Raw genomic sequence first — 12190 nt, 5'->3', positions numbered from 1 at the left:
TCAGCCTGCCCAGGAGCTGCGCCCGATGAGTGACCTCCCGAGTTGTGACGCCGAGCTCGACGCCAGCGGTCTCAATTGTCCATTGCCGTTGCTCAAGGCCAAGATGGCGCTCAATCGCCTGGCCAGTGGCGCGGTGCTCAAGGTGATCGCCACCGACGCCGGTTCCCAGCGCGACTTTCGCACGTTCGCCCAACTGGCCGGTCATACGCTGCTGCATGAAACCACCGAGGCCGGTGTATACACCTACTGGCTGCGCAAGGCATAAGCCCTCATCACTAGGATCGTCAATGTTCAAAGTGCTTCGCGACTGGATGCAGCGCTACTTCTCCGATGAAGAGGCAGTGGTGCTGGCGGTCCTGCTGTTCCTGGCCTTCACCGTGGTCCTCACCTTGGGGGGCATGCTGGCGCCTGTGCTGGCGGGCATGGTGTTGGCGTTCCTGATGCAGGGCCTGGTCAATGCCCTGGAGCGTCTGCGCGTGCCGACGCGGGTGGCGGTGTGGCTGGTGTTCGCTCTGTTCATGGGGGCGCTGGCGGTGTTCATGCTGGTGCTGGTGCCGCTGCTCTGGCATCAGTTGATCACGCTGTTCAACGAGTTACCGGGCATGCTGGGTAAGTGGCAGTCGCTGTTGCTGCTGTTGCCGGAGCGCTATCCGCATCTGGTATCCGACGAGCAGGTCCTGCGTGCCATCGAATCGGTACGCGGAGAGATTGGCAAGTTCGGTCAATGGGCGCTGACGTTCTCGTTGTCGAGCCTGCCGCTTCTGGTCAATGCGATGATCTACCTGGTGCTGGTGCCGATTTTGGTGTTCTTCTTCCTTAAAGATCGCGAACTGATCGGGCGCTGGGTCAGCGGCTACCTGCCGCGTCAGCGCACGCTGCTCAACCGTGTGGGCGATGAGATGAACCGGCAGATCGCCAACTACATCCGTGGCAAGGGCATTGAAATCCTGATTTGCGGCAGCGCCACTTATATTGCGTTCATCACCTTGGGGCTCAACTACGCTGCCTTGCTGGCGCTGCTGGTGGGGTTGTCGGTGGTGGTGCCGTATGTCGGTGCGGTGGTGGTGACCGTGCCAGTGACGCTGATCGCGTTGTTCCAGTGGGGCTGGGGCGATCAGTTCATCTACCTGATGGCGGTGTACGCGATCATCCAGGCGCTGGACGGCAATGTGCTGGTGCCGTTGCTGTTCTCGGAAGCGGTGAGCTTGCACCCGGTAGCGATCATCTGCGCGGTGCTGCTGTTTGGCGGGCTGTGGGGATTCTGGGGGATCTTCTTCGCCATCCCGCTGGCGACGCTGTTCAAGGCGGTGCTCGATGCCTGGCCTCGGCAGGAGAGCAGCGTTTCGCCGATGCTCTAAAAATGCGCTAGCTACTTCGCGGGTAAACCCGCTCCCACAGGATTTCCGCTCCCCTCAGGCTTGCGCTACTGCTGTGGGAGCGGGTTTACCCGCGAACGAGCCAGCACCTGTCTCAAGCCTTGTTCAGGGCCTGGGCCGCTGCCAGGACGGCATCCACATGCCCCGGCACCTTGACGCCGCGCCACTCCTGGCGCAGGACACCGTTGGCGTCGATCAGGAAGGTACTGCGGTCGACCCCCAGGTACTCCTTGCCGTACAGCTTCTTGAGCTTGATCACATCGAACAGCTGGCACAGGGCCTCGTCCTTGTCGCTGATCAGCTCGAACGGGAACGCCTGCTTGGCCTTGAAGTTCTCGTGGGACTTGATGCCGTCGCGCGAGACGCCGAATACCACGGTATTGGCCGCCTGGAACGCCGCATGCTGGTCGCGGAAACCCTGGCCCTCGGTGGTGCAGCCTGGGGTGCTGTCCTTGGGGTAGAAGTACAGCACCACCTGCTTGCCCTTGAGTTCGGCCAGGCTGACGCTCTGGCCGCTGGTGGCCTGGGCCTGGAAATCAGCGACGGGTTGGTCGAGTGCTACAGCCATGGATGCCTCCTTAGACAGGGTTCTGTGGGCGCCACGGTTCGATCAGCGCGTCCAGGTTGAGTGCGTCGGCAAAATCGAGGAACTGGTCGCGCAGCCAGCTGATCTGGGTGCCGGCCGGCAGGATCACGGTGAACTGGGCGTTGAGCATGCTGCTGCCGGTCTGCGGCGCCAGGTAGGTGTCGCAGGTCATGGCGTCGAGTTCGACGCGGTGGTCGAGGAAGAACTGGCACAGCTCGCTGATGATGTCCGGGCGGTAGGCGGCGCTGACATAAGCGACGTACGGCAGGGCTTGCGGGCGTACTTCTTGATCGGCGCTGCGTACCACGTTGAGCGTCAGATCGTGTTTCTTGGCAAGGCCCGGCAGGGTGGTTTCAAGGCGTGCCAGGGCATCCCAACTGCCACCGACCTGCAGCACCAGGGCGCTGGTTTCGCCGTGGCGGGTCAGGCGCGAGGTGACCACCGCGCAGCGGTTGTCGAAGGCTGCGCGGCTCAGCACGTTGGCCAGCTCCATGGGGTTAGGGCCCAGGGCACTGATGACGATGAATTGTTCGCGGACGGTGGGGGTGGACATGCAGCATTCCTAAAGCGATGAGCGGTCGGTGCAGGACGGGTTTGGCGGCTATGCAGGCAGGCCGGAAGCACTGTCGACGGCCCGACGGGCCGCGCTGCACCGATCAAAGGATCAAGGGTAGCGAAATAAGGCGCGAAGGGGAATGCTCCGCCCGCCTGCTTCGCTTGTACAAGGCCGATGCCCCCAGTACCATTACCGCTCTCTTTTTCCGGCAGGAGCAGTTACATGATTGCGGGCAGTATGGTGGCGTTGGTCACACCCATGGATGCACAAGGGCGTCTGGACTGGGACAGCCTCGACAAACTTGTAGACTTCCACCTGGAAAACGGCACCCACGCGATCGTCGCTGTCGGCACTACCGGTGAATCCGCAACGCTCGATGTCGAAGAGCACATCCTGGTCATCAAGCACGTGGTCGAGCGGGTCAAGCACAGCAAGCACCCGATCCCCGTGATCGCCGGCACTGGTGCCAACTCCACCGCCGAAGCCGTGCACCTGACGCAAAATGCCAAGAATGCCGGTGCCGACGCCTGCCTGCTGGTCGTGCCCTACTACAACAAGCCGACCCAGGAAGGCTTGTACCAGCACTTCAAACACATCGCCGAAGCCGTCGACATCCCGCAGATTCTCTACAACGTACCCGGCCGCACCTCCTGCGACATGCAGGCCGAGACTGTGATCCGCCTGTCGAGCGTCAAGAACATCATCGGCATCAAGGAAGCCACCGGCGACCTAGCGCGCGCCAAGGCGATCCTGGACGGCGTCGACAAAGACTTCATCGTCATGTCCGGTGACGATCCGACCGCGGTTGAGCTGATTCTCATGGGCGGCAAGGGCAACATCTCCGTTACCGCCAACGTCGCCCCGCGCGAAATGGCCGATATGTGCGAGGCCGCCCTTGAGGGCAATGCCGAGAAGGCCCGCGCGATCAACGAAAAACTCATGCCGCTGCACAAGGACCTGTTCTGCGAGGCCAACCCGATTCCGGTGAAATGGGCACTCGTCGAAATGGGCCTGATGCACAAGGGCATTCGCCTGCCATTGACCTGGCTGAGCGACAGCTGCCACGACAAAGTCCGTACTGCCTTGCGCCAGTCCGGCGTACTGGTTTAATCGAGGAAGTACACCGCATGAAGCGACTGGCTGGTCTTTCCACCCTTGCCCTGATCATCTCCAGCACCAGCGGTTGCGGCTGGCTGTGGGGTGAGGACGGCTATTTCCGCGACCGTGGCAGCGATTACCTGGAGGCGCGTCCGACCGCCCCCATGCAGCTGCCGCCGGACGCGACCAACGTCAAGCGCCTCGACCCGCTGCTGCCGATCCCGCGCAACGTCGCCGACGGCCAGGCGGCCGGCGAATTCGAGGTGCCGCGCCCACAGCCGCTGTCGGCCAGCGCCGATGTCAGCGATTTCACCCTGCAGCGCAGCGGCAGCAGCCGTTGGGTCTTGGCCCAGCGCGCGCCTGCCGAAGTCTGGCCGGTAACCCATCAGTTCTTTGAGGACAACGGTTTCCGTATCGCCGAGGAGCGTCCGCAGACCGGTGAGTTCACCACCACCTGGCAGCGCTTCGACGAGTTGTCGGCCTCGCTCGGCCAGCGTCTGGCCAGCGCCTCCAGCAGCCAGGACAGCGAAGTGCGCGTGCGTGTGCGCATGGAACCCGGCGTGCAGCGCAACACCTCGGAAGTCTACGTGGTTAGCGTCGAGCGCCCGGCGGGCAGCACGGCCGAGCCTGACTTCCCATCCACGTCGAGCAACGCTGGCGCCGATGCGCTGCTGGTCGACGAAATGCTTGCCAGCATGAACCGCAGCGCCGAGAAGGGCGGTTCGGTGTCGCTGCTGGCGGCGCGCGATTTCGACGCACCCAGCCAGGTCAGCCTCAGCGAAGACGGCAGCGGCAACCCGGTGCTGTACCTCGGCTCGGACCTGGACCGCGCCTGGTCTGGCGTAGGCCGCGCCCTGGAAAAGGGCGAGTGGCGGGTTGAAGACATCAACCGCAGCCTTGGCTTGTACTACATCAACCTGTCCGAGAAGCCGGAAGACAAGCAGAAGGAGCCTGGCTTCTTCAGCCGCGTGTTCGGCAGCGAACCGACCAAGGAAGAACGTGAAGCCCGTGCCGAGCGCTATCAGGTGCGCTTGAGCAAAGTGGGCGAGAACGTGCAGGTGACCGTCGAGAAGAACATCAACACCGTGGCACCGGCCGATGTGGCCCGCCGCGTGCTGAGCGCCATCCAGGACCGCCTGGGCTAAGTGCGCTTCGCGGTTCTGGGAAGCGGTAGCCAGGGAAATGGCACGCTGATCGCCAGTGGTGACACGTTCATTCTGGTCGATTGCGGATTCTCGTTACGTGAAACCGAGCGGCGCCTGGCGCTGCTCGGGGTTTCGGCGCAGCAACTGAGCGCGGTGCTGGTCACCCATGAACATGCCGACCACGTGCATGGGGTCGGGTTGCTCGCACGCCGCTACAATGTACCGGTCTACATGAGCCAGGGCACCCTGCGCGGCTTGCGCAAGCCGGTGGAGGTGGCCGAGTTCATCGGTTGTGGCGATGTACTGCGCATCGGCGCGCTGCACGTCAGCGCCGCGCGGGTCGAGCATGATGCCTACGAGCCGCTGCAGTACGTGATCAGCGACGGCCAGCGGCGCTTTGGCATGCTCACTGACCTTGGCAGCTATGATTCGCAGTTGCTCGAGCGTTATCAGGGGCTCGATGCGTTGCTGATCGAAGCCAATCACTGCCGTGACCTGCTTGCCCGTGGCCACTATCCGCGCTTTCTCAAGCTGCGGGTCGGTGGCAGCCAGGGCCATTTGAACAACCACCAGGCCGCAAGCCTGGTGAAAGAGCTGGGCTGGAACAACCTGCAGCATCTGGTGCTGGCCCACCTCAGCAGCAAGAACAACCTGCCACAACTGGCGCTCCAGTGTTTCGTCGATACCCTCGGGTGCGATCCGAACTGGCTCCAGGTGGCGAATCAGGACCATGGGCTCGACTGGCGCCATATCGCCTAGCCCACCAACTCAGCAAGCGGAGCCCATCATGGAAAAACGCGACGAACTCTACCGCGGCAAGGCCAAATCGGTTTACAAGACCGACGACGCCGACCGCCTGATCCTCTTGTTCCGCAACGACACCTCGGCGTTCGACGGCAAGCGTATCGAACAGCTCGACCGTAAAGGCATGGTGAACAACAAGTTCAACGCCTTCATCATGCAGAAACTCGAAGAAGCCGGTGTGCCGACCCAGTTCGACAAGCTGCTGGGCGACAACGAGTGCCTGGTGAAGAAGCTCGACATGATCCCGGTCGAGTGCGTGGTGCGTAACTACGCAGCTGGCAGCCTGGTCAAGCGCCTGGGCGTCGAGGAAGGCATCCAGCTTTCGCCGTCGACCTTCGAGCTGTTCCTGAAGAACGACGAGAAGGGCGACCCCTTCATCAACGAATCGCATGTCGTCGCGTTCGGCTGGGGTACCGCCGAGCAGTTGGCCGAAATGAAGAAGCTGTCGCTGAAGGTCAACGAAGTGCTGAGCAAGCTGTTCGATGACGCCGGCCTGCTGCTGGTCGACTTCAAGCTGGAGTTTGGCGTATTCCGTGGCCAGATCGTACTGGGTGACGAGTTCAGCCCGGACGGTTGCCGCCTGTGGGACAAGGAAACTCGCAAGAAGATGGACAAGGACCGCTTCCGTCAGGGCCTGGGCGATGTGATCGAAGCCTACGAAGAAGTTGCCAAGCGCCTGGGCGTACCGCTGTAAGCGGTACGTTCACGCAAGCGTCTGATACCACGCGAATTTTTTTCAAAAAAAGTTTGCTAAAAGCGTAAACGCTGGTATGATTCGCGCCACTGGAGAGATGCCGGAGTGGTCGAACGGGACGGATTCGAAATCCGTTGTACTGGCAACAGTACCTAGGGTTCAAATCCCTATCTCTCCGCCATATCGAAAAAAGCCTCGTAAGTCTTTGATTTACGGGGTTTTTTTTCGTCTGCTGTTTTTGCATTTGACCACTCGGTTTGACCACTTAAACCTGTGTAGCCACTGGCCACATTCGGCGGTGTACAATCCATACGTTCTCGCTCTGTGAGCACACTGGCCAATGACGGCCGTTAAGGCAGACACACGAGGTGCCATGGTGACGATGGATTTTTCGCAGCGCATGGGCTTGGCTCCGGCGACTAAGACTGCTCAGATTGACAGCATTGATCGTGATTTGAAAAACTCCTTATGGAACGTCATTATTTCTTACCGACTTAACAGATTCACGCACCCTGCAAAGTACGACAAAGTCGTAGGATCTAGTTTAAGTTGGTTTGCTACTCAGACATATAGAGATTTTTTCAAAGCTCCCTTAGATACCGTTCCTTACAAATGGTCAGATTTCAAAAAGACCATTCGTGAAGAATTTTTCAAAATGAGTTGGCATCGTACATATAGCTTTGTGGAGTTTGTTGTAGACTCATCGGACGAGAGCGAGCAAAAAAGATTTGCAAGCGCATTTAATTTGGTGCTGGAGCAGGAGAATTCCGCTTATCGCTTTGTTTCAGGAAAGTTGACTCCTATAACTTCCACTGATGAAATCGATGAAATCGAGTCAGCAATCGTCAACTCCGATCGCTACGCGGGCGTTAGGACTCACTTAAGCTCCGCCCTCAGTTTGCTAACTGACAGGGAAAATCCTGATTATCGCAATTCAATCAAAGAAAGCATTAGTGCTGTCGAATCGCTCGCAAAAAAGTTAATAAATGATGACAAAGCAACACTAGGCCAAGCACTCAAAACGCTTGAAGCAAAGCACGGTTTGCACTCCAGCCTAAAATCAGCGTTCATGACCTTGTACGGATATACGAGTGACGCTGGTGGGATCAGGCATGCACTTCTAGATAGCACCAGTACTTCTACAAAAGCAGATGCGCGATTCATGCTCATCACTTGCTCTGCTTTCATTAATTTCGCCATCGACAGTATCGAGGATTGAATGTGGGTACTGACATCCGGTTCTGCCGGCGATGCATCACTGAGATTATTTAATATTACATACATGGAATAGTACAGCATGAGCATAGAGCGTCGCCATCAAGTTTTTGTAAGCTCCACCTATGAAGACCTTCGCGAAGAGAGGCATGAGGTTATACAAGCCCTTCTGGAACTGGACTGCATTCCAGCAGGAATGGAGTTATTCCCAGCGACTGATGAGGATCAGTGGAGCTTGATAAAGCGGGTGATTGATGAGTGCGACTACTACATTATAATCGTTGGCGGTCGCTATGGATCAATCGGCCCACAGGGTATCAGCTATACTGAGCAGGAATACCAGTACGCGCTGGAGACTGGCAAGCCAATTATTGCATTCCTTCACAAAACGCCTGCAAACATCACGGCAGCAAAAACCGAAACCAGTGCTGAGTCAAAAGTTTTGCTGGAAAAGTTTCGAATTTTAACTCAGAAGAAGATGTGTAAATATTGGGAGACTTCAGCAGAGCTTGGCTCGGTAGTAAGTCGTAGTTTGGTAAGGTTAATAAAAACTCACCCTATGCCCGGCTGGGTTCGTGCAGACAAGGCTGCTGCATCCCTTGCTGCTGAAGAGGTGCTCCGCTTGCGTAAAATAATAGATGACCTCGAGGAGCAGCTTAATAAGTCAGCATTGGAGATACCAGACGGGGTAAGCGAATTGGCTCAGGGGGATGAGAATTTCCCTGTAGTCTTCGAGTTTAATGCCGACGATGAGAATGGCGAAATCTGGACCTTTACTCGCACCATTAGAATTTCATGGAATGATATATTTGAAGATATAGGCGCCCTTATGCTTGATGGCATAAGTGATCATGAGTATCAGGTGGGGCTCAATAAGATTATAGAATCTGACTACGTTGATAGCACCCAAATGAAAAACGATGAAGAACTAAAAGGCTATGACGATCTTAGATATTTCAGCATTGACTGGCGTGATGAGCAGACGATAAAAATTCAGTTCAAAGCTCTCGGCTTTACTGAGTATCATAGCGAGACATCAAAGTGGAGGTTGACGCCGCATGGTAGTACTATGTTGCTCAAGCTCCGAGCCATACCGAAGGGCCTGTTCGAGGTCGATGAAGAATTTGATGATATCTCGGAGACTTCCAATCGTACGGAGATTGAAGAAGCAACGAGCCAATAAAATCATATCCAACAGTCATTCAGAGCCCATTGAAAACGACCTTCCTATATTGGATGGAAGGTCAATTACTAATGTTGCTCCAATCATTCATTCCCGTAACTTCTCGATTGCTGAGCCGATGGCCCCGGCATTGGTGTCCAGTACCTGCAATGCCGGCATCACGTTGTCGTGAACGTCAGTGGAGCCGCGTTGACGTATCCATGTACTGACCTCTTCAATTGCGGTCCGGATAGCTATCTGGTTGAGATGTAGCAGTTCAAGCGCGTCGGCTGTGGTGGTGGCTGCGTCCATGGTCACGCTCTGTCAGAAGTTTCGTAAGTTTTCGAGGGCTTCGTCGTTTAGAGTTTCAAATCCGGGCAGTTTCTAGGACAGATTTGGCACCTTGGGGCCTCGTCGGATCTGTCCACTGCTGATCGCCACGCGCGTGGCATTCTTCTCCGTAATGTTTGCGAACATCTTGAGTGTTTCGGCCATTTGCAACGATCACCTTGGAAAGGGACAATTCCCGCTTTGCTGCGAAAGGACGCGTGCAATGCAGTTCGAAGGGACCTTCCAACTCATGGGCAATCACGGAATCGTGTTCAGCGTCCTGCAGGTCACCCTGACTGATAACGAGCGCGGGCGCCTACGCGAACTGCATATCGGCGAAGCCAGAAGTGCTCACTATGCAGTCAACAGCAAGGTGGTCGAGGTATACGACAAGATGCAGGCCGAAAGCTGCCTTGCCTGATGAAGGTCGCTGTCTCCAAACCGCTTAGCCGCCAACAGGGCGATAGCCTCAATACCCAACGTACAACTGTCGCCAACGCTATAGGTGCCATCTTTACCGCCGGTACCAGTGCAGTCAGCACACCCTTTGTGGGGGCAGTGGTTGGCACTGCTACTCGCGCGTACACCAACGAAGTCCTACCCACCTACCATGCAGGCGATGTGCTCGTCAGCATCGAGGCGCAGGTCAATGGTGGCATTGGTCCGCAGCGCAGCATCACCAGTCTGATCATCAAGGCTTGAGCAGAGGCGCATATGTCGGAAATTATCCATTTGGCAATTGCGCTTGGGGCCTATGTATTGCTCGATCGCTTTCTCCGGTCGTACGCAATACGCAAATGGCTCGGGGTCGCTTTGATGGTGATAGGCCCCATCGGCTGTATTTTGGCAAGCCAGACCCGCTTTCTTGGAATGGACGTGGGCTTACTGTCGGTCTATGCAGTCGGGTTGGGCGTAGGGCTGTTCCAGAGGCGGCGCCGGTTCGAATCGCTAGGCAGCAGTAGCCGTTAGCGGGCTGTTGCCACCGCAACCCTGCGCCGTTTCGACGTCCGCTGATGGCTCTACCAAACGCCACACCAGGACGCTTGGCTTGGATTCGAAAGCCGTTTTTCGTATCATTCCTGCGCCATCATTGTGTTGGCGGATCAAGGACTTAAAGGATTTTTATGAAAAAGCTGATCAAAGCAACCGTCGCTGTTGCTGTCGTTTCGGGTGTTGCCCTGCTGTCCGGTTGCACTGGCCAAGTGTACAACCAGCCGAAGAACTGCTCGTACGACTACCTGTTCCACCCAGCAGTTTCCATCTCCAAGATCATCGGTGGCTGCGGCCCGATCGATAAACTGCCTCAGCAGCAGTAATCTTGGCGATACCCCGATCAGGCCGCTAGCGGCTTGATCCAAGACCCCCGGCCATGGATGTGGCCGGGGGTTTTTGTTTTCAGGGGTGGCTTAGCAACGGCCTCGGCGCTGGTTTGCGGTGGTGCCTGAGGTAGGCGGATGAAAGGTCGAGATAGGGGGGTAATTTTAAAAGTAGACAATATGTATACATAGATTGGAGAATGGCCGGGCGTCGCACTTCAAGGCCCGCGCACGCGTTGTCCAGATCTGTTCGTGGGCCACTGAGCACGGTGTTTGCCGGGCTGCGACCGAGCACGCGGCTGACCGCACCGCGTACTGACGGCACAAGTACAAGAACCGGAGTAAACGCATGTACAAAGTCACATCGCTTCCTGGCGACGATTCCCGTCCGGGCTGGTTCCACACCAGCGCCCAGCGCCAACCACGTCCGGCCCTTGCCGGGCACAAACGGGCGCGTTGGACCGTCATCGGCGCCGGCCTTACTGGCCTTGCCGTCGCCCGGCAGTTGGCGCTGAATTTCTCTGATCAGGAAATCGTGCTGGTCGAGGCGCAGGAAGTGGGCTTTGGTTCGTCCGGGCGCAACGCAGGTTTTGCCATTGATGTGCCGCATGACATCGGCGCCAAGGACTACATCGGTGATGTCACCACGGCGATGAAGATCCTCAAGCTCAACACCTTGGGCCAGGACTACCTGCGCGAGATCGTGGCCGCGCACGGCATCGATTGCCAGATGTCCGAGTCCGGCAAGTACCAGGCCGCCGTGGGCGAGAAGGGCATCGCGATTCTTGACGCCTACCGCTCAGGCCTTGAAAAGATTGGCCGGGCGTCCACGCTGATCGAGTCCAAGGACTTGCCTGCGCACATCGGCACCGCCTACTACAAGAAGGCCCTGCACATTCCCGGCACCTTGCTGTTGCAGCCGGCGGCGCTGGTCAAGGGCCTGGCTGACAACCTGCCGGCCAACGTCAGCTTATACGAGAACACCGCCATCACCGCGCTGGAGCAGGGCGACAAGATCACCCTGGTACACGCCCACGGCAGCATCGTCACCGACAAGTTGATCCTGGCCAACAATGGCTTCGCCTCGCACTTCGGCTTTCTCAAGAGCCGCCTGTTGCCGACCTTCCTGTACGCCAGCCTGAGCCGTCAGCTGAACGAGGACGAGCAAGCGCGCCTGGGCGGTCAAGGCGTCTGGGGCGTGATCCCGGCGCACCCGTTCGGCAGCACTGTGCGGCGCACCGTCGACAATCGCATCCTCATTCGCAACAGCTTCAACTTCTACCCCGATGGTCGTCCACGGCGCCACATGCTACAGCGCCACCTGCCGACCCACCGCAAGTCGTTCGAACGGCGCTTCCCGATGCTGGGCAACGTCGATTTCGAATACACCTGGAGCGGTGCGATCTGCCTGTCCGAGAACCACGAAGGCTTTTTCGGCCAACTGGCGCCCCACGTCTATGGCGCACTGTGCTGCAACGGCCTGGGCATCACCCGCGGCACCGCCACTGGCAAGTTGCTGGCCGATTGGCTGGCAGGCCAGCGCAACGAGCACATCGACTTCCTGCTGGCCTCGCCCGGCCCCAACAAGACCCCGCCGCAACCGTTCCTGTCGATTGGCGTCAACTCGGTGTTGAAGTGGGGGCAGTTGCGCGCGGGCCTGGAAGTCTGAGTGTTTCCTCCCCCTTGACGTGCAGATCAACCGTTTCCATCAGTTGCTGACCCGGCGTACGGGCCTTGGCTGGGCCATGAGAAGTCGCGTGGCTCGCGCCGGCTACGGCAAACGGATCTTCTTCGTGGTGATGTTCTGGGCCTGCGCGGTGATTCCGTGGTTCGCGGTGTACGCCTTCGTGCCCAAGCTGTTCAGTGCGCTCAACCTCACCGGTAATCCGACGGCCTTGTAAGCCGCCA

14 protein-coding genes, 1 tRNA gene and 1 pseudogene are annotated in these 12190 nt (G+C 58.1%); 13 read left to right on the top strand and 3 right to left on the bottom strand.

What is annotated here, in order from left to right; genetic code table 11:
• Positions 1-25: 25 nt before the first annotated feature.
• Positions 26-265, top strand: coding sequence for a sulfurtransferase TusA family protein (locus tag FEM01_RS06265; protein ID WP_138218428.1), 240 nt, complete (start codon positions 26-28; stop codon positions 263-265).
• A 22-nt stretch (positions 266-287) separates the two neighbouring features.
• Positions 288-1358: an AI-2E family transporter gene (locus FEM01_RS06260; protein WP_138218427.1), complete on the top strand. Its 1071-nt coding sequence runs from the start codon at positions 288-290 to the stop codon at positions 1356-1358.
• A 112-nt stretch (positions 1359-1470) separates the two neighbouring features.
• On the opposite strand, the gene FEM01_RS06255 is transcribed toward FEM01_RS06260, so the two are convergent.
• Positions 1471-1944: a peroxiredoxin gene (locus FEM01_RS06255; RefSeq protein WP_138218426.1), complete on the bottom strand. Its 474-nt coding sequence runs from the start codon at positions 1942-1944 to the stop codon at positions 1471-1473.
• Positions 1945-1954: 10 nt separating this feature from the next.
• The gene (locus FEM01_RS06250; protein ID WP_138218425.1) at positions 1955-2515 is read right to left on the bottom strand and encodes a glycine cleavage system protein R; all 561 of its coding nucleotides are present in this window, start codon (positions 2513-2515) and stop codon (positions 1955-1957) included.
• Positions 2516-2740: 225 nt separating this feature from the next.
• Here FEM01_RS06250 and dapA point away from each other — a divergent pair, with 225 nt between their 5' ends.
• The 7 genes from dapA (at position 2741) to FEM01_RS06215 (ending at position 8657) form a co-directional block, all read left to right on the top strand.
• The gene (dapA, locus tag FEM01_RS06245; RefSeq protein ID WP_138218424.1) at positions 2741-3628 is read left to right on the top strand and encodes a 4-hydroxy-tetrahydrodipicolinate synthase; all 888 of its coding nucleotides are present in this window, start codon (positions 2741-2743) and stop codon (positions 3626-3628) included.
• 17 nt (positions 3629-3645) lie between these two features.
• Complete coding sequence (gene bamC / locus FEM01_RS06240; protein WP_138218423.1) at positions 3646-4761, top strand: outer membrane protein assembly factor BamC; 1116 nt, start codon at positions 3646-3648, stop codon at positions 4759-4761.
• A complete protein-coding gene (locus FEM01_RS06235; protein WP_138218422.1) occupies positions 4762-5520 on the top strand; it encodes an MBL fold metallo-hydrolase in 759 nt (252 codons plus the stop codon).
• A gap of 28 nt (positions 5521-5548) precedes the next feature.
• Positions 5549-6259 carry a phosphoribosylaminoimidazolesuccinocarboxamide synthase gene (gene purC / locus FEM01_RS06230; RefSeq protein ID WP_138218421.1) on the top strand — a complete coding sequence of 237 codons (711 nt, stop codon included), beginning with the start codon at positions 5549-5551 and terminating at the stop codon, positions 6257-6259.
• Between the two features lie 91 nt (positions 6260-6350).
• Positions 6351-6440 (top strand) — tRNA-Ser (locus FEM01_RS06225).
• Positions 6441-6632: 192 nt separating this feature from the next.
• On the top strand, positions 6633-7478 hold the full coding sequence (locus FEM01_RS06220; protein ID WP_205884544.1) for an AbiJ-NTD4 domain-containing protein: 846 nt from the start codon (positions 6633-6635) through the stop codon (positions 7476-7478).
• Between the two features lie 78 nt (positions 7479-7556).
• Positions 7557-8657: a DUF4062 domain-containing protein gene (locus tag FEM01_RS06215; RefSeq protein ID WP_205884543.1), complete on the top strand. Its 1101-nt coding sequence runs from the start codon at positions 7557-7559 to the stop codon at positions 8655-8657.
• An 87-nt stretch (positions 8658-8744) separates the two neighbouring features.
• Here FEM01_RS06215 and FEM01_RS06210 read toward each other — a convergent pair whose 3' ends face one another.
• Positions 8745-8948 carry a hypothetical protein gene (locus tag FEM01_RS06210; protein ID WP_138218420.1) on the bottom strand — a complete coding sequence of 68 codons (204 nt, stop codon included), beginning with the start codon at positions 8946-8948 and terminating at the stop codon, positions 8745-8747.
• 241 nt (positions 8949-9189) lie between these two features.
• Between FEM01_RS06210 and FEM01_RS24675 the strand changes: the two are divergent.
• From FEM01_RS24675 to FEM01_RS06185, 4 genes and pseudogenes are all read left to right on the top strand, one after another.
• A pseudogene (locus FEM01_RS24675) lies at positions 9190-9668 on the top strand (hypothetical protein).
• Between the two features lie 422 nt (positions 9669-10090).
• Positions 10091-10282: a DUF4223 family protein gene (locus tag FEM01_RS06195; RefSeq protein ID WP_138218418.1), complete on the top strand. Its 192-nt coding sequence runs from the start codon at positions 10091-10093 to the stop codon at positions 10280-10282.
• Positions 10283-10631: 349 nt separating this feature from the next.
• On the top strand, positions 10632-11951 hold the full coding sequence (locus FEM01_RS06190) for an NAD(P)/FAD-dependent oxidoreductase (RefSeq protein WP_138218417.1): 1320 nt from the start codon (positions 10632-10634) through the stop codon (positions 11949-11951).
• Positions 11952-11970: 19 nt separating this feature from the next.
• Complete coding sequence (locus FEM01_RS06185; RefSeq protein ID WP_138218416.1) at positions 11971-12183, top strand: hypothetical protein; 213 nt, start codon at positions 11971-11973, stop codon at positions 12181-12183.
• Positions 12184-12190: the final 7 nt, after the last annotated feature.

The organism is Pseudomonas mosselii (assembly GCF_005796105.1).
Classification (GTDB): domain Bacteria; phylum Pseudomonadota; class Gammaproteobacteria; order Pseudomonadales; family Pseudomonadaceae; genus Aquipseudomonas; species Aquipseudomonas mosselii_C.
The sequence above is the reverse complement of the archived record's forward strand: the minus strand, read 5'-3'. Positions and strand labels throughout refer to the sequence as shown.